Annotated in this window: 14 protein-coding genes; 4 read left to right on the top strand and 10 right to left on the bottom strand. The window is 67.4% G+C overall.

Annotated elements, in window-relative coordinates; translation table 11 throughout:
• The first annotated feature begins 4 nt into the window (after positions 1-4).
• On the top strand, positions 5-865 hold the full coding sequence (locus tag WS66_RS04545) for a class I SAM-dependent methyltransferase (RefSeq protein WP_059608448.1): 861 nt from the start codon (positions 5-7) through the stop codon (positions 863-865).
• A gap of 25 nt (positions 866-890) precedes the next feature.
• On the opposite strand, the gene WS66_RS04550 is transcribed toward WS66_RS04545, so the two are convergent.
• From WS66_RS04550 to WS66_RS04565, 4 genes are all read right to left on the bottom strand, one after another.
• Positions 891-5,732 (bottom strand): NAD-glutamate dehydrogenase, encoded by a 4,842-nt coding sequence (locus tag WS66_RS04550; protein ID WP_059608447.1) that lies wholly within the window; start codon positions 5,730-5,732, stop codon positions 891-893.
• 310 nt (positions 5,733-6,042) lie between these two features.
• Positions 6,043-6,231, bottom strand: a complete 189-nt coding sequence (locus tag WS66_RS04555) for a 4-oxalocrotonate tautomerase (RefSeq protein WP_014898956.1) — start codon at positions 6,229-6,231, stop codon at positions 6,043-6,045.
• A 60-nt stretch (positions 6,232-6,291) separates the two neighbouring features.
• A complete protein-coding gene (locus tag WS66_RS04560) occupies positions 6,292-7,068 on the bottom strand; it encodes a class II aldolase/adducin family protein (protein ID WP_059608446.1) in 777 nt (258 codons plus the stop codon).
• Positions 7,043-7,936: an urea transporter gene (locus WS66_RS04565; protein WP_059608445.1), complete on the bottom strand. Its 894-nt coding sequence runs from the start codon at positions 7,934-7,936 to the stop codon at positions 7,043-7,045. Before WS66_RS04565 ends, WS66_RS04560 begins: the two co-directional genes overlap by 26 nt.
• A 271-nt stretch (positions 7,937-8,207) precedes the next feature.
• Here WS66_RS04565 and WS66_RS04570 point away from each other — a divergent pair, with 271 nt between their 5' ends.
• Positions 8,208-8,762: a putative glycolipid-binding domain-containing protein gene (locus WS66_RS04570; protein WP_059608444.1), complete on the top strand. Its 555-nt coding sequence runs from the start codon at positions 8,208-8,210 to the stop codon at positions 8,760-8,762.
• Here WS66_RS04570 and WS66_RS04575 read toward each other — a convergent pair.
• The 5 genes from WS66_RS04575 to WS66_RS04595 all read right to left on the bottom strand — a co-directional run bounded on the left by WS66_RS04575 (position 8,723) and on the right by WS66_RS04595 (position 14,005).
• Positions 8,723-9,637: an alpha/beta fold hydrolase gene (locus WS66_RS04575; RefSeq protein ID WP_059608502.1), complete on the bottom strand. Its 915-nt coding sequence runs from the start codon at positions 9,635-9,637 to the stop codon at positions 8,723-8,725. The genes WS66_RS04570 and WS66_RS04575 overlap by 40 nt on opposite strands.
• A gap of 4 nt (positions 9,638-9,641) precedes the next feature.
• Complete coding sequence (locus WS66_RS04580) at positions 9,642-10,547, bottom strand: metal-dependent hydrolase (RefSeq protein ID WP_059608443.1); 906 nt, start codon at positions 10,545-10,547, stop codon at positions 9,642-9,644.
• Positions 10,544-11,482, bottom strand: coding sequence for an SDR family NAD(P)-dependent oxidoreductase (locus tag WS66_RS04585; RefSeq protein ID WP_059608442.1), 939 nt, complete (start codon positions 11,480-11,482; stop codon positions 10,544-10,546). The genes WS66_RS04580 and WS66_RS04585 overlap by 4 nt, the downstream gene beginning before the upstream one ends.
• Positions 11,483-11,503: 21 nt before the next feature.
• Positions 11,504-13,087, bottom strand: a complete 1,584-nt coding sequence (locus WS66_RS04590) for a flavin-containing monooxygenase (RefSeq protein ID WP_059608441.1) — start codon at positions 13,085-13,087, stop codon at positions 11,504-11,506.
• Between the two features lie 243 nt (positions 13,088-13,330).
• Complete coding sequence (locus tag WS66_RS04595; protein WP_059608501.1) at positions 13,331-14,005, bottom strand: lysoplasmalogenase; 675 nt, start codon at positions 14,003-14,005, stop codon at positions 13,331-13,333.
• Between WS66_RS04595 and WS66_RS34650 the strand changes: the two genes are divergently transcribed.
• Entirely contained in the window at positions 13,995-14,117 is a 123-nt protein-coding gene (locus tag WS66_RS34650) for a hypothetical protein (protein WP_257792074.1), read from the top strand. The two genes, WS66_RS04595 and WS66_RS34650, sit on opposite strands and share 11 nt — an antisense overlap.
• A 290-nt stretch (positions 14,118-14,407) precedes the next feature.
• On the opposite strand, the gene WS66_RS04605 is transcribed toward WS66_RS34650, so the two are convergent.
• Positions 14,408-15,667 (bottom strand): IS256 family transposase, encoded by a 1,260-nt coding sequence (locus WS66_RS04605; RefSeq protein WP_108064616.1) that lies wholly within the window; start codon positions 15,665-15,667, stop codon positions 14,408-14,410.
• A 123-nt stretch (positions 15,668-15,790) separates the two neighbouring features.
• Here WS66_RS04605 and WS66_RS04610 point away from each other — a divergent pair, with 123 nt between their 5' ends.
• A complete protein-coding gene (locus WS66_RS04610; RefSeq protein WP_236872921.1) occupies positions 15,791-16,015 on the top strand; it encodes a hypothetical protein in 225 nt (74 codons plus the stop codon).
• Positions 16,016-16,329 lie beyond the last annotated feature (314 nt).

A 16,329-nucleotide genomic window follows, 5' to 3' on the forward strand; every position in this document is an offset into this window, starting at 1 on the left:
GGCGATGACCGACCTCCATCGGGACGCCCCCGACAGCACCGCCGAACGCGTCGCGCTGTGGCGCGCGCTGCACGTCGAACTCGATGCGCCGCCGCACGTGCTCGCCGACGAAGTCGGCCTGCGCCTGCTCGCGCCGGCGCCCGGCTGGCATCAGCGCGGCGACATGGATCCGCGGTTCACGCAGCCGTTTCGCGCATCGATCGTCGCGCGGGCGCGCTTCATCGAGGATCTCGTCATCGAGCAGGCCGCGCGGGGCGTGAGCCAGTACGTGATCCTCGGCGCGGGCCTCGACAGCTTCGTGCAGCGCCGGCCGGAGATGGCGTCGTGCCTGACCGTCTTCGAGGTCGATCCGCCCGCGCCGCAGGCGTGGAAGCGCCGCCGGCTGACCGAGCTTGGCTTCGGCGTGCCGGACTGGCTGCGGCTCGTGCCGTTCGATTTCGAAGCGAAGCAGTCGTGGCGCGACGCGCTCGTGCGCGCTGGCTTCGATCCGGGCAAGCCGGCGGTCGTCGTATCCACCGGCGTCAGCATGTACCTGACGCGCGACGCGAACGCGGCGGCGTTGCGCGAAGTCGCGTCGCTCGCGCCGGGTTCGACGTTCGCGATGACGTTCCTGCTGCCGCTCGAGCTTGCAGATTCGAGTGTGCGGCCGGGGCTCGAAATGGCCGCCAAAGGCGCGCGCGCGAGCGGCACGCCGTTCATCAGCTTCTTCATGCCGGAGGAGATCCGCGCGCTCGCGACGGAGGCCGGCTTCGCACGGGCCGGGCACGTGTCGGCCGCGGAGCTTGCACGTCGCTACTTCGCCGACCGCAGCGACGGTCTGCGTCCGCCGGACAACGCGGAAGAACTGCTCGTCGCGACGGTGTGATCCCGGCGCGACCCGGGCTCACCCGTCACGCGCGTTCGAGCACGGCCATCTCGCGCACGACCACGAGCAGCACCGCGAGGCTCGCGCCGCCCGACGCGCGCAGGTCGGCGAGCAGGTGCTCGTAGCGCTGCAGCGCGGCGTCGCGGCGTTCGCGCCACGCATGGACGATCGTCTCGGGCGCCGTCGAGTCGGCCGATTCCGCGAGCGCGCTGGTGGCGAGCGTGCGCTTGAGCCGCGCGACCTCCGCGAGCGCGGCCGCGCGCGCCAGCATGTCCCAGTGCGTCGGGGTCGGCAGCGTGGCCGCGCGTTCGCCGATCCACCCGTAGTTCAGCAGCGTGCCGAGCGAGAAGTAGACGCCCGCGACCAGTTCGAGACTGCGATCGCAGGTCGCGGCCACTTCGGCGATGTCGAGCAGCGCGGCGGAGATGTCGCCGCTCGCGACGCGCACCGCGAGCGCGCTGTCGACGCCGGCATCGACCAGCACGCGCTGCCGCTCGGACAGCGCTTCCAGATCGTCGGTCGGCAGCAGCGACGGCAATTGCGGCGCAATGCGCTGCACCGCGTCGCGGCAGCGCGCGATCAGTCCGGCGACGCCGCCGTTGGCCACCGCGCCCGACTGAAGCTGCCGCAGGAACCACAACGCCGCGCGTTCCAGCAGCCGCGCGACGTCGACGAACATGCGCGCCTGCACGTCGTCGGCGACGCGGTTGTCGAGTGCGTCGATGTCGCGCCATACCGCATCGAGATCGAACACGTCGCGCGCCATGATGCAGGCGCGCACGATGTCGCCAGGCTTCGCGTCGGTTTCCTCCATCAGCCGGTGCACGAACGCGCAGCCGACCCGGTTGACGAGCGCGTTGGTCAGGTGCGTCGCGAGGATCTCGCGGCGCAGCGGGTGGCGATGCATCGGTTCGCTGAAGCGCTGTTGCAGCGGCTTCGGGAAATAGTCGACGAGCATCGCGGCGACGAGCGGATCCTCGGGCACGTCGGATTCGAGCAGCGCGTCGTACAGCCACATCTTGCTGTAGGCGAGGAGCACCGCGCGCTCCGGCGACGTGAGCCCCTGTTTCGCGGCCTGCCGTTCGGCGATCTCGTCGTCGGTCGGCAGGAACTCGATCACGCGGTTCAGGCGGCCCGCGCGTTCGAGCCAGCGCATCAGGCGCGCCTCGGCGTCGAGCAGATCGACGCTGTAGCGGCCCGCGATCGACAGCGCCTGCGTCTGGTAGTAGTTGTCGCGCAACACGAGCAGCCCGACTTCGTCGGTCATTTCCGCGAGCAGGGCGTTGCGCTGCTTCTCGGTCATCTCGCCGTCGGTGACGACGAGCCCGAGCAGGATCTTGATGTTGACTTCGTGATCCGAACAATCGACACCGGCCGAGTTGTCGATCGCGTCGGTGTTGATGCGGCCGCCGCGCTGCGCGAACTCGATGCGGCCGAACTGCGTGCAGCCGAGGTTGCCGCCTTCGCCGACGACCTTGCAGCGCAGGTCCGCGCCGTTCACGCGCACCGCGTCGTTCGCGCGATCGCCGACCTGCTGGTGGGTTTCGCGCGCGGCCTTCACGTAGGTGCCGATGCCGCCGTTGTAAAGCAGGTCGACAGGCGCCTGCAGGATGGCGCGGATCAGCTCGGTCGGCGGCAGCGCGTGCGCGTCGATGCCGAGTGCTGCCTGCACGGCCGGCGACAGCGGGATCGTCTTCGCGGTGCGTGGGTAGACGCCGCCGCCTGCCGAGATGACGGATGTGTCGTAGTCGGCCCAGCTCGAGCGTTCGAGCGCGAACATCCGCTGGCGCTCCGCGAAGCTCGTCGCCGGATCGGGGTTCGGGTCGAGGAACACGTGCCGGTGATCGAACGCCGCGACGAGCCTGATATGCGGCGACAGCAGCATTCCGTTGCCGAACACGTCGCCCGACATGTCGCCGACGCCGACCACGGTGAAGTCGGTCGTCTGCGTGTCGATGCCCATCTCGCGGAAGTGCCGCTTGACCGATTCCCATGCGCCGCGCGCGGTGATCGCCATCTTCTTGTGGTCGTAGCCGACGGAGCCGCCGGACGCGAATGCATCGTCGAGCCAGAAGCCGTATTCGTGAGAGATCGCGTTCGCGTAGTCGGAGAACGTGGCCGTGCCCTTGTCGGCCGCGACGACGAGATACGGATCGTCGGGGTCGTGCCGCACCACGTCGGGCGGCGGCACGATTGCGTTGCCGGCGAGATTGTCGGTCAGGTCGAGCAGGCCGCGCAGGAACGTCTGGTAGCACGCGACGCCCTCGCGCATCCACGCTTCACGATCGCTCGGCGGCGGCGGGTTCTTCACGACGAAGCCGCCTTTCGAGCCGACCGGCACGATCACGACGTTCTTCACCATCTGCGCCTTCATCAGCCCGAGCACCTCGGTGCGGAAGTCCTCGCGACGGTCGGACCAGCGCAGCCCGCCGCGCGCGACGCGCCCGCCGCGCAGGTGCACGCCCTCGACGCGCGGCGAGTACACCCAGATCTCGAACATCGGCTTCGGCTCGGGCAGGCCGGGCACTTTCGCCGGATTGAACTTGAACGACAGGTACGGCTTCGATTCGCCGTTCGCGTCGTGCAGGAAATAGTTGGTGCGCACCGTCGCGTTGATCACACCGAGGAACTGGCGCAGGATCCGGTCCTCGTCGAGGTTCGGCACCTGGTCGAGCGCCGTCTCGATCGCCTTCAGCAGGTGTTCGACCTGCACGTCGCGCGTGCCGCCGGTGGCCGGGTCGAAGCGCAGCAGGAACAGTTCGACCAGTTGCCGTGCGATCGCCGGGTTGCCGGTCAGCGCGCGCTCGATATAGGCATCGCTGAACGTCGAGCCGACCTGCCGCAGGTATTTCGCATACGCGCGCAGGATCGTGACCTCGCGTGCGCTCAGGTGCGCGCGCAACACGAGACGGTTGAAGTCGTCGTTCTCGATCCGGCCGGTCCAGATCCGGTCGAACGCGTCCTCGAACAGGCCCTTCACGCGCTCGATGTCGAATTCGGTATCGTCCGCGAGTTCGAGGCCGAAGTCATGCACCCACGCGGGCGCGGCATCCTGCGTCTGGATCCGGTACGGCCGCTCCTCGTCGACGCGCACGCCGAGATGCTCGAGCATCGGCAGGCTGCGCGACAGCGCGATCGGATCGCCCGCGCGGTACACCTTGAAGCGGAATGCGCGCGCCTCGGCCTCGATCGGGCGGTACAGGTTCATCGCGAGCTGGCCCGACTCCTTCACGCGCTCGATCAACTCGATGTCGCGCACGGCCGTGCGCGCCGGGTAGTCGTCGCGATAGCCCGCCGGGAACGAGTCCGCATAGCGCTGCAGCAGGCGGTTGCCTTGTTCTTCTCCGAAGGCGTCGAGCAGCGCGTCCGCGAGATCGTCCTGCCAGCGGCGCGTGACCTGCACGAGCCGCGTTTCGAGCTCGCGCGTGTCGACGTCGGGCATCGTGCCCGGTTCCGCATGGACGACGAAATGAATTCGTGCGATCGCCGATTCCGACAGCAGCGGCGTGAACTCGACGGTCACGCCGTTGTACGCGTCGACGAGCAGCTTCGCGATGCGGCGGCGCAGGTCGGTGTTGTACTTGTCGCGCGGCACGAACGCGAGGCACGACACGAAGCGGTCGAAGCGGTCGCGCCGCACGAACAGGCGCGTGCGCTGGTGTTCCTGCAGGCGCAGGATGCCGAGCGCGATGTCGTAGAGCTGATCCTCGTCGGCCTGGAACAGTTCGTCGCGCGGATAGGTTTCGAGCACCGTCACCAGCGACTTGCCGAGATGTCCCTTCGGCAGGAAGCCCGCACGCTTCACGATGTTCGCGCATTTGCGGCGCACGATCGGGATTTCGGTGTACGAACCGAAATACGACGTCGACGTGTACAACCCGATGAAGCGGCGTTCGCCGGTCACCTTGCCGTCGGCGCCGACCAGTTTGACGCCGACGTAGTCGAGATAGCCGGGCCGGTGCACGGTCGCGCGCGAGTTCGCCTTGGTCAGGAAGATGGGCCAGGGGCCGGTGACGATCTCGGCGGCGGCCGGCGGCAGCGGCGTCACGTCGGGCGCGCCGGGCGTGCGCAGCGATTCGCGCAGCAGGCCGAAGCCGGAGCCTTCCACGCCGCGCAGGCCGAAGCCCGTGCCGTCGGACACGAGCGCGTAGTCGCGCTGGCCGAGAAACGTGAAGTGATCGGCGGCCATCCACTCGAGGAACGCGCGCGCCTCGATGTCTTCCGCGGTGGATTCGCGGGCCTTCATGTCCTTGATCGTCGCGCGCGCGATGTCGACGATCTTCGGCCAGTCCTCGACCGACGCGCGCACATCGCCGAGCACGCGCGCGATGTCGTCGCGCAGCGTGTCGAGCAGCGCGGCGTCGCCGCAGCGGTCGACTTCGAAGTGAATGAACGACGCGAGTTGCGAATGGTCGTCGCCGGGCGTCGCGCCACCGGCGTCGACACGCTCGATCCCGCCGTTGCCGGCGCGCCAGATGCGGAACACCGGGTGCAGCGCGGAGTGCAGCGCGAGCCCCAGGCGATTGACGGCCATCGTCACCGAATCGACCAGGAACGGCATGTCGTCGTTGACGATCTCGATCACCGTGTGGTCCGAGTGCCAGCCGTGCTGTTCGAGGATCGGGTTGTAGACGCGCAGCCGCTCGCTGCCGGGCACGAATTTCTGGGCGGTCTGCCAGTGCGCCATCGCGGCGCCGTAGAGGTCGGCGATGCCGCGATTCTGCAGATCATCGGCGTCGACGAAATCGTAGTAATGACGCAGGAACGGTTCGACGATCCGGAACGTGGCTTCGGGCAGCCGCCCGCGCGCGAATTCGACGACATCGGAGAGCAGGTGTGCGACGACTTCCTCGTTCTTCGCTTCCATGGCGGTCTCCCGGGTGGCCACTGGCTGCTGCGTGTGTTCGGCATTATGCGCCGATTGATGTGCCGGTTGCGTGACGGCGCGATGTGCGGGCGCACAACGCGGGGCAGGGAAGGGAGGCCGCATGCAACGCCGGTAGCCGGCGTCGCATGGGCGGTCGGGCCAGGTGCGGCGGCGATACGGCTGTCGTCGATCATGCGGTCTCCGTGACGCACCGCATCGTGCGGTGCGTGCGTCCGGATGTCCCCGCAATCTCACCGCGATTCGAACGCACGTCGCCGGGCAGGTTGCACCGGCGCCGAAGTTGCCGGAATCAGCGCTCGTCGCTCCACAGCTTGCCGGCCGTCGCCCAGTTTTCCTTCTTCACGTCGGCGAGGATGATGTCGACCGAGCCCGGGTCGCAACCGAGCGTCTCGCACGTGACGCGCGTGATCGCTTCGACGAACGCGCGCTTCTGCTCGACCGTGCGGCCTTCGAACAACTGGATATTGAAAGTCGGCATGACTGAATGCTCCGATGGTTGGGGTGAACGATTCGTAGAGAGCGTGGCGATGGTGTCGGTTCAGTCGCGATACGATGGATCGATCCGGTCGAGGCGGCGCAGCAGCGCCGGCCATTCCAGTTCACCCTCGATCGCGCCGCCGTCGCGCAACTGCTCGGCTGTGCGGTCCGCGACGGCCGGCTCGGGCAGCACGAGCGGCCCGCCGCCGGCCTGCGCGCGTATCTGGATGTCGCAGGCCTTGATCAGCGTATCCATCAATACATACGCCTCGGCAACGGTCCGGCCGACCGTCAGCGTGCCGTGGTTGCGCAGCAGCATCGCGGATTTCGCGCCGAGGCTGGCGGTGAGCCGCGCGCCTTCGGCCGGCGAGAACGCGAGCGCCTCGTAGTCGTGATACGCGAGATCGCCGTGAAACCGCAGCGCGTGCTGCGACGCGGGCAGCAGCCCGTCGCGCTGGATCGACACGGCGATGCCCGCCGTATTGTGCAGATGCATCACGCAGACGGCATCCGGCCGCGCGGCATGCACGGCTGCGTGGAGCGCGAAGCCCGTCACGTTGACCGCGTGTTCTCCGTCGCCGATCCGGTTGCCGGCCAGGTCGATCTTCACGAGATTCGATGCGCGGACCTCGTCGAACATGAGGCCGAACGGGTTGATCAGGAAATGCCCGGGTTCGTCCGGCACCGTCGCGGACAGATGCGTGTAGATCAGGTCGTCCCAGCCGTTCAGCGCGACGAGGCGATAGGCGGCGGCGAGATCGACGCGCAACCGGTGCTCGGCGTCCGAGATCGGGCCGCCGGGCTTCACGGTGTCAGGACGGTGTGCGAATGACGACATCGGGTTCTCCGAGGGTGAATCGGCGCGCGAGGAGCACCGTGACCCACGACGCGAGTGCGAACGGGGCCGTGAAGGCGGGGACGCCCGCGCGCGTCGCGAGCCACTGCATCAGCGCGGCGAGTGCAGCGGCGGCGAACGCCGCGCGCGGCCCGCGCGACATCAGCGCGAGCGCGGCGAGCGCGCCGTTGAAGCCGAGCAGGCCATCCGCGAACGACGCACCGTTCGCGCCGGACGCGACCAGCAGCACGGTCGACACGATCGCGCCGCCGAGCGCGAATGCGGCCGCGCGGCACGACGCGACGGCGAGGCCGGCGACGATCAGCATGCCTGCCCATGGGCCTTGCGCGAAGGTGATCTGCGCAATGCCCGAAAGCAGCGCGTCGGCGATGGAAGGCAACGTAAGGGGGGCACCTGCCGTCGCGTTGCTTGCATGCTGCGGTGCGACAAACGGTAGCCACAGCGCGGTGATGACGAGGCACGGGCTCGAATACGGGCACTGGCGGCAGCGGGCGAGCGGCACGCGCATCGCGCGCTGCACGAGTGCCGCGCCGATCGAGACCACCGGCACCAGCGCGATGGCGGCGAGCGAAGAAGGTGCGAACAGCACGGCGATCAGCGCGGCGAGCGCGCCGTTGAAGCCGTGCAGCCCTTGTTCGACGTCGCGGCGCTCGGCGCCCGTGAGCACGGCGGTCATGCTGGCGGCGGCAGAGCCGACCAGTGCGGCGGACGCGAGCCGCAAGTCGGTCAGTGCCAGCGCGGCGAGCAGCAGCGCGCCGCTGACTGCATTCGCCTGCAGGACGATCTGCCCGATGCCGCGCAGCAGCGTATGCAGGTCGATCGTCGGCGAGGCAGGGCGGGCGGTGGGCATGGCGGCGGTAAGGCAGGACGAGCCGCGAGCATAGGACACAATCCCGTGCACCGGAATAGGGAATTCTGGATAGTCAGGATTTGTGGCGGATGCCCCGAATTGGGGAATGCCCGGGGGGCTGCGCATTGGCGTATTCGGGCTAATTGTTGGTTTCGGTCGCGAATTCGGGCAATGGTCGGTTCTTTTGGCCCAAATACGCGTCGTGACTCACGTCTTCGAGCGGGGATTCGTGCGACGATGCCCGGCATCGGACCAACCGGGAGGCGAAGGAATGCGCGCGGTGCGTTGGGCGTCGCTCGAGGGCGACGGCGTCGAACATCTGACGTTCGACCGGAGTGGCGGCGGCATCGTCGTCGAAAGCGCGGTGGTCGGCCAGCGGTACGGCCGCGCATACGGGCTCGCGTATCGCGTCGAGTGCGATCCGCACTGGCGCGTGACGTACGCAGTGCTCAAGGTGATGGGCGGCGGCACGCTGGCGTTGCACGGCGACGGCGCCGGGCACTGGCGCGACGGTTCAGGGCGTGCACTGCCGGAACTGGACGGTTGCGTCGACATCGACATCGCGGCGACGCCGTTCACGAATTCGCTGCCGATCGGCCGCCTCGGTCTCGCGCGCGGCGAGCGGCGGCCGATCGACGTCGCATACATCTCGACGCCGGACTTGGAGGTGACGCCGGTCAAGCAGGCGTACACGTGCATCGAGCCCGGCCGGCGCTACCGCTACGAAGGCATTTTCCGGAATTTCACGGCGGAAATGGACATCGACGCCGACGGGCTCGTGATCGACTACGAAACGCTGTTCAAGCGCCTGCCGGCGTTGCGCTGAACCGCCGCTCGCGTTGCCGCTGCGACGGCCGGCCTTTCATGCGCCGCCGCGAACCGGTCGATCCGCGCCGCGATCAGCTCCGGGTTGCGCGTGACGATCCAGTGCGCGCCGTCGATTTCCTCGCGCACGTGCTCGCCGAGCCAGCGATCGAGATCGACCGACATCTCGGGCGTCACGTAGCGGTCGCGCACCGGCACGAGGATCTGCACCGGCGCCTGCGCGTACCGCTCGCGCGGCTTTCTCGCCCGCGCGAGGAAGTTCGCGCGGTAGAGCTGCAACCCGTTCAGCGCGTTCTTCAACTGCGCGGGGTCGCGTTCCGGCCGCACGCGCTCGGTCAGCTGCAGCCAGCGCGGCCACAGCGCGGCGCCGCCGAGGCGCCAGACCAGCGACGGCACGACCGGCAGGTGGAAGAACGCGATGTACCACGACTTCAGGCTCTGCCTGAGCCGCATCTTCGCGCGGAACACGTGGTCGAGGCACGGGCCGGAGATCGACGTGTAGGACGCGATCCGGCCGCGGAACGCGGGATCTGTCACGGCCTCCCAGCACTGGATCGACCCCCAGTCGTGGCCGACCAGATGGAACGGCCGATTGCCGCAGGTCGCGTCGGCCACCGCCTTCAGGTCCTCCGCGAGCCGCGCAAGTGTGTAGTCCGCGCGGTGGCGCGGCGCATCGGATGCGCCGGCGCCGCGCACGTCGTACGCGATCACGCGATAGCGCTTCGCGAGCCGCGCGCGGACCGGCGCCCACACGGCCGCCGAATCGGGATAACCGTGCACGAGGATCAGCGGCGGCGCGCGCCGCGGGCCGCTGACGTAGACGGCGAGTTTCACGTCGCCGGAGCGGACGGTCAGCATCTCGTGTGCGCGCGCCACGAGGTCATGCCTGCGGAACCGGATGCAGCGGCACGCGGCGCGGGGCGGCCTGCGCGGCATGGCGCGCGTTGGTCGCGTCGATGTTCGCGAGCAGCGTGTCGAGCTCCTGCAGGTACTGATGGTTGTCGTGGTCCCACGGATGGAAGCCCGGACGGAAGTAGTCGAGCCATTCGCGGGCGATGCTCGGGAACACGCCGTGCCTCGGGCTGTACAGATACTTCACGAGGCGCCACATGCCGCCGAACCTGCCGTGTTCGCGACGGTGCGCACGCATCAGGCGAACGTGGAAGTCGAACACGATCGCCCAGAACAATACCGTCGTCGTCAGCATCGTGCCCGTGCGCAGCAGGTAGCTGCCGAGGCCCGGCTTCATCACGGCGTTCCATACGTCGTACGACACCGCCTTGTGCTCGGTTTCCTCCATCGCGTGCCACATCCACATCTGCTGATAGCCTTCAACTGATCCGTCGATCCGGTGTTCGTGGCCCGACAGCAGCTGGTTCGCGAGGATCGCCGTGTAGTGCTCGAGCGCGATCGTGATCGCGAGCTGCATCGAATGCGGCAGCGTCTTCTTGAAGAAGCCGAGTATCGTCCACAGCCGCTTGTCGAGCTTGTGCGCGGGCAGGCCGGACGACTGCAGCAGGTCGTTGTACTCGATGTGCTCGCGCGTGTGCATCGCTTCCTGGCCGATGAAGCCGAGCACCTGCTTCTTCAGCTCCGGATCCTCGATGCGGTCGCGGTAGTTGCGCACCGAATCCATGAAGAAGCGCTCGCCGGCCGGGAACAGCAGCGACAGCGCGTTCATGAAGTGCGTGACGGGCACGCCCTGGACGTGCCAGTCCTTCGCGCGTTCGGGCGGCAGCGCGAAACGGACGTCGCGCCGCACCGGCATCATGTTCGGGGTCTTCATGATTGTTCTCCTCCCTGATTGCCTGCATTGTTGTAGGTGGCGTGAAGCGGCGTGGCCGCCGGCGCGCCGTAGCGCGCGGCCGCTCGGCGCGCCTTCGCGGCCTCGCGGCGCGTCGCGAGCACGACGAGCGCCTGGTACGCGGCCGGCAGGGTGCGCGCCATCCAGTCCGCGGCCTTCGCGTCGCGGCCGATCAGCACGCGGCGCTTGTTCTTGCGCACGCCGGCGAGGATCGTGCGCGCGGCGTCGTCGGCGGTCGTGATGAAGAACTTCTCGAAGCTGTCCTTGCCCTGCTGCTCGCTCTCGACGATGAAGCCGACCATGTTCTTCGCGACGCGGCTCGATTGCGCGATGTTGGTGCGGATGCCGCCCGGATGCACGCAGGTGGCCGACACGCCGCACTTCATCATGTCGAGTTCCTGCCGCAGCGATTCGGTGAAGCCGCGCACCGCGAACTTGGTCGCGTTGTAGCCGCTCATCCCCGGCTGCGCGAAGATCCCGAAGATGCTCGACGTGTTGATCACGTGACCGTCGCCCGATGCCTTCAGGTGCGGCAGGAACGCCTTCGTGCCGTGCACGACGCCCCAGAAGTTGATGTTCACGATCCACTCGAGATCGCCGTATTCCATGCCTTCGATCGTGCTCGACAGCGCGACGCCCGCGTTGTTGAAGATCAGGTTGACCTTGCCGTGTTCCTTCGCGGTGTCGTCCGCCCACGCGAACATCGCGTCGCGGTCGCCGACGTCGAGCACGCGCGTCGACACGCGCACGTTCGGCGCGATCGTACGGACGATCCGCTCGGTTTCGGCGAGGCCAACGCCGTTCTTGTCGGCGAGCGACACGTGGCAGCCGGCCTGCGCGAGCTGCACGGCGAGCGAGCGGCCCATGCCCGAGCCTGCGCCCGTGATCGCGGCGACCTTGTTGGCGAAATCTCTCATGTCGGTGGCTCCTTGTCTGACTCAGGCCGCTTCGGCGGAAGTGGATGCGGAAGCGGCGGGCGCGACGACGGGCCGCGCGCTCGTGTCGTGGTGCGGCGCGCGATACGCGTGGTAATCGGCGATCGAGAAGTGCGCGGTCGCCTGGCGGAAGCGCCAGGTGAAGCCCGGCCACAGCGTCGTGTTCTTGCCGGTGCGCGGATCGAGGTACCAGCTCTTGCAGCCGCCCGTCGACCAGATCGCCTTCTTGAGCCGGCCCTGCAGGTCGCTGTTGAACTGCGCCTCCACCAGCGGGCGCACCTCGATCGCGTCTGCACGTTCGCGGCGCATCGCCTGCAGCGCGCCGAGGATGTATTCGATCTGCGACTCGATCATGAACACCATCGAGTTGTGGCCGAGGCCGGTGTTCGGACCGACGATCATGAAGAAGTTCGGGTAGCCCGGCAGCGTCGTGCCGAGATACGCGTGCGCGCCGTCGCGCCAGGCGTCGACGATGTCGAGGCCGCCGCGGCCGATGATCGCGCCGCGCGGATACGGATCGGCGACCTGGAAGCCCGTGCCGTAGATCAGGCAGTCGACTTCATGGCGCTTGCCGTCGGTCGTCACGACCGCGTCGGCTTCGATGTGGTCGATGCCGGTCGTGATCACGTCGACGTTCTTGCGCGACAGCGCCGGGTAGTAGTCGTTCGAGATCAGCACGCGCTTGCAGCCGAGCGTGTAGTTTGGCGTGACGGTCTTGCGCAGTTCCGGATCGGGAATCTGCTTGCGGATATGGCGCAACGCGAGCTTCTGCACGTTCTTCATCAGCGACGGATGGATCGCGAAGCCGAGCACGCGCGATTCGAGCATCCAGTAGATGCTGCTGCGCACCGCCTTCTGCGTGAACGGCAGCGTGCGGAACAGCCATTTCTCGAAGCCGGTCAGGTTGCGGTCGGGCTTCGGCATGATCCACGGCGGCGTGCGCTGGAACAGCGCGAGCTGCTTCACGCGCGGCGCGATCTGCGGCACGAACTGGATCGCGCTCGCGCCGGTGCCGATCACCGCGACGCGCTTGCCTTCGAGCGCGTAGTCGTGATCCCACTGCTGCGAATGGAACGCGCGCCCCTTGAAGTGCTCGACGCCGGGAATCGCCGGCAGCGCGGCGCGCGACAGCCCGCCCATCCCCGACACCAGCACACGCGCCGACAGCCGCTTGCCGTTCGCGAACGTGAGGCGCCAGCGTTGCGCGGCCTCGTCGTATTCGGCGCGCTGCAGTTCGTGGTTCAGGCGCAGGTGAGGGCCGACGCCGAAGCGTTGCACGCAGTCTTCCAGGTATGCGCGGATCTCCGGCTGCGGCGCGAACATGCGCGTCCAGCGCGGGTTCGGCGCGAACGAGAATGAATAGACGTGCGATTGCACGTCGCAGGCACACCCGGGGTAATGGTTGTCGCGCCACGTGCCGCCGACCGACGCGGCCTTCTCGAGGACGACGAAGTCGGTCACGCCTGTCTGCCGCAGGCGGATGGCCATCCCGAGACCGGCGAAGCCGGTGCCGATGATGGCGATGTCGATGGTTTCGTCCAGGCCGTCGTGGCCGGGCGGGCCGAAAGGCAACGTGCGAGCATTCATCCGGGTGTCTCCGATTTGGCTCATTTTTTAATGTTACATTGGTTGATGTAACGATAGTGGGTGAGCCAGGAAACCGCAAGAGGCTAGAAGCGGCGCTCTAAGTGCCAGAAGCCGCGCGGGAAAAGGCTGAGCGGGGTTTGGAACGGGACGGCTTCCGCATTGCGGGATGCGCGGAAACGGCCGTCGGCAGGGCGGGAGAAGCGAGAGGCGGGGCTGCCGGCGCGCGGCGGCCTGTTTGAAACGCTATCGGGGACGGATCGAGCGGGCGACCGTCTCATGGAAAACCCCCGCGACGATCGTGACCTGCGCGAGCGCGTAGAGGCCCCAGATCAGGTAGTCGATGCCGGGAAAGCCGCCGAGGAAGCGTCCGACGCCGATCAGCGTGTCGGAGCCCACGAAGATCAGGCTGCCGACGGCGACCAGCGGGCCGCGCGTGCGGGCCGCGAGCGCGAAGCTCGCCATCGCGCACAACACGAGCATGTAGACGGCGACCGGCGCGAGCAACTCGCCCAGGTGCGGAAGGAAGGCCACGTAGAAGGCTGGCGCGGCGATCCAGAGCCCGATCAGCGCCGCGATGCGCCAGCCGTGCGGCCGCGCGCGCCAGCGCACGAAGATCGTGCAGTAACACAGATGAGTGAGCAGGAACGCGCCGAGGCCGAGGACGAACGACAGCGGCCAGTCGGGCAGCGCGAGCAGTACGTCGCCGAGCACCGCCGTGGCGAGCGCCGCGCACAGCCACGCGCGTTCGCGCTGTGCCGCGCAGGTGCTGCCGGCCGCGAGCAACAGGATGCCCATCGCGGCTTTCGCGGCGGCCTGGCCGGGATAAGGCGCGGCGGCGAGCGACAGTCCGTACAGCAGCGCGGCGGCGACAGCGAGCGGCCAGAGCCGGCGATAGGTGACGGGAAGCGTGGCGATCAAGGCGGGTGTCTCCGGATTGTTGTGGTCCGCGGTGGACGGCGCGCCGTCGTGGGCGCGGCTGCTGGCCATTATCCGGAAGAACGGCCGGGTAAAAACCGGCGAATCCTTCTAGGCGCGGCATGGTGACGGTGCGACGGTGCGACGGTGTGGCGGTGTGGCGGTGCGACGGTTCGGCGATGTGGCGGTGCGGCGGTGCCGGTTCGGGCCATGCGGCGCCGGTACACCTGCCGCCGCGCCGGTTGTTCCGATGCGTTTGCCCCGGTCGAACCGGGGCAACGTTGAGGTTTCGGCTTGCTATCATCGCCGCGTATCGACGTTGTCCCGCCCGGCCGCGCTACAGGGTTCGCAGGCCGGCGCGACGGCGGAGGTATCCGGAATCTTGTGTGTGAGGCGGGTTAAGACTCAGATTCCGATGTTGAATCGCTCCGGGTAAAGCAGCGCAAACTGCGTCATCGCGCTCTTCCAATCGTGCCGGGAGCCGGTCCACTTGGCAACGACGTTGCGCAGCGCCAGCCAGATCAGTTTGAGTGCGGCCTCGTCCGACGGGAAGTGGCCGCGCGCCTTGATGATCTTCCGAAGCTGCATGTGCAGCGACTCGATGGCGTTGGTCGTATATACAATTTTCCGGATGTCAGGCGCGAAGGCATAGAACGGAATCACCTGATCCCAAGCCCGGCGCCAGAGGGCGGCAATCGGTGGGTATTTCGTACCCCACGGGCTCGCGTCGAATGCATCCAGCGCCACGGCGGCCGCTTCGGCCGACGGTGCCCGATAGACCTCCTTGAGCGCCGCTGCGACCGATTTCCGGTCTTTCCAGCTGGCGAAGTCCAGCGAGTTCCGGATCAGATGCACGATGCAGGTCTGGACCGTCGTTTCCGGGAACACCGTATTGATCGCTTCCGGGAAGCCCTTCAGGCCATCGACCACGGCAATCAGGATGTCCTGCACGCCACGCAGCTTCAGGTCGTTCACCACCCGCAGCCAGAACTTGGCCCCCTCGGTCTGCTCGATCCAGAGGCCCAGAACGTCCCGCGTGCCGTCGCGGCGCACGCCCAGCGCCAGATAGATCGCCTTGTTGCGCACCACGCCTTCGTCGCGGATCTTGACGCGCAAGGCGTCGAAGAACACGACCGGGTACATCGGCTCGAGCGGCCGCTGCTGCCACTCACGCACTTCGTCGATCACCGCGTCAGTGACCGTGCTGATGAAGTCCGGCGACACTTCGATGCCGTACATCTCCTGCAGGAAGCCCTGAATCTCCCGCACGCTCATGCCGCGTGCGTACATCGCGATGATCTTGTCGTCGAAGCCGGTGAAGCGTCGCTCGCCCTTGGCGATCAGCACCGGATCGAAGGTGCCTGCGCGGTCGCGCGGAATCTCGACGTCGAGCAGGTCGTCGTCGGTCGCGATGCGCTTGCGGCTGGTGCCGTTGCGATGGTTCGTGCTGCCGGCCGGCTTGGCTTCGCCCTTCTCGTAGCCGAGGTGGTGGGCCAACTCGCCGCCCAGTGCGCGCTCGAAGATCGCCTTCTTGAGCGCAGCAAGCTGCTCGTTGATCGTCGCCCGGTCCAGCGTCCCGGGCACCAGTTGCTTGATCAGTTCCGGGTCCAGGTTCAAGCCCTTGCCCGGCTCAATCGTTACTTCTTCCTTGCGTTTGCGTGGCATAAAAGTGGCTCCTTGGCCTTCAGTTTATGCCTCACACACAAAGGTTCGGATAGGCTCTCCTATGCGTCATTGACTGACGATGCAGGCAATTACGTGCAAGTAGCCGGCGGCGGCGCCAGCTGTATGATCGAGCGCTTTGAATTCGGCGCGCAACGATGGAGAGCCTTCCATAACAAACCTTCGCCTGTACGCCCTGACGGCACGATCCTGGTCTTCCGAGCGGGCAACCTTCCGATGCGCTCAGATGAATGGTTCACGGCCGATCAGGTCGTGGAAGTATTTCTGGCCTTCCTTGGCGGAACATCGTATCCGCCATTTGTTCACTGGCGGTCAGCGCCGGACCTCTGAGCTTGAGGCCCTCAGTGAGCCGTCTCGAAGCAAGTAGGCCGACTGGCGCTCGTACGCAGCGGGTGAATAGGGTTGCCGATCAAGATCGGCCTGCACGCTATATTCTCCGTAGCCTACAAATTCATAGTAGACAGCCATAGTCTCGGCATGTGAACGCGTCCAGAATGTCCAGACCCATTCACTTCCGGGTTCATTAAGCGCACGTGCTGCGTCGCCATCTGGTCCATATGGAATGCATGCTGGAAGCGATTGTCCGTGCCCGTTGGGGCATAGCCAAATCTCATGCAGATATCCGAGGGAGTGTCTCATTTCGG

The organism is Burkholderia sp. LA-2-3-30-S1-D2 (assembly GCF_001523915.2).
GTDB lineage: Bacteria > Pseudomonadota > Gammaproteobacteria > Burkholderiales > Burkholderiaceae > Burkholderia > Burkholderia diffusa.

Coding starts and splice junctions, on each gene's coding strand:
- WS66_RS04580 (WP_059608443.1), bottom strand. CDS start 10,547: ATGAAGACCCCGAACATGATGCCGGTGCGGCGCGACGTCCGTTTCGCG.
- WS66_RS04590 (WP_059608441.1), bottom strand. CDS start 13,087: ATGAATGCTCGCACGTTGCCTTTCGGCCCGCCCGGCCACGACGGCCTG.
- WS66_RS04585 (WP_059608442.1), bottom strand. CDS start 11,482: ATGAGAGATTTCGCCAACAAGGTCGCCGCGATCACGGGCGCAGGCTCG.
- WS66_RS04605 (WP_108064616.1), bottom strand. CDS start 15,667: ATGCCACGCAAACGCAAGGAAGAAGTAACGATTGAGCCGGGCAAGGGC.
- WS66_RS04560 (WP_059608446.1), bottom strand. CDS start 7,068: ATGTCGTCATTCGCACACCGTCCTGACACCGTGAAGCCCGGCGGCCCG.
- WS66_RS04565 (WP_059608445.1), bottom strand. CDS start 7,936: ATGCCCACCGCCCGCCCTGCCTCGCCGACGATCGACCTGCATACGCTG.
- WS66_RS04610 (WP_236872921.1), top strand. CDS start 15,791: ATGATCGAGCGCTTTGAATTCGGCGCGCAACGATGGAGAGCCTTCCAT.
- WS66_RS04555 (WP_014898956.1), bottom strand. CDS start 6,231: ATGCCGACTTTCAATATCCAGTTGTTCGAAGGCCGCACGGTCGAGCAG.
- WS66_RS04550 (WP_059608447.1), bottom strand. CDS start 5,732: ATGGAAGCGAAGAACGAGGAAGTCGTCGCACACCTGCTCTCCGATGTC.
- WS66_RS04545 (WP_059608448.1), top strand. CDS start 5: ATGACCGACCTCCATCGGGACGCCCCCGACAGCACCGCCGAACGCGTC.
- WS66_RS04570 (WP_059608444.1), top strand. CDS start 8,208: ATGCGCGCGGTGCGTTGGGCGTCGCTCGAGGGCGACGGCGTCGAACAT.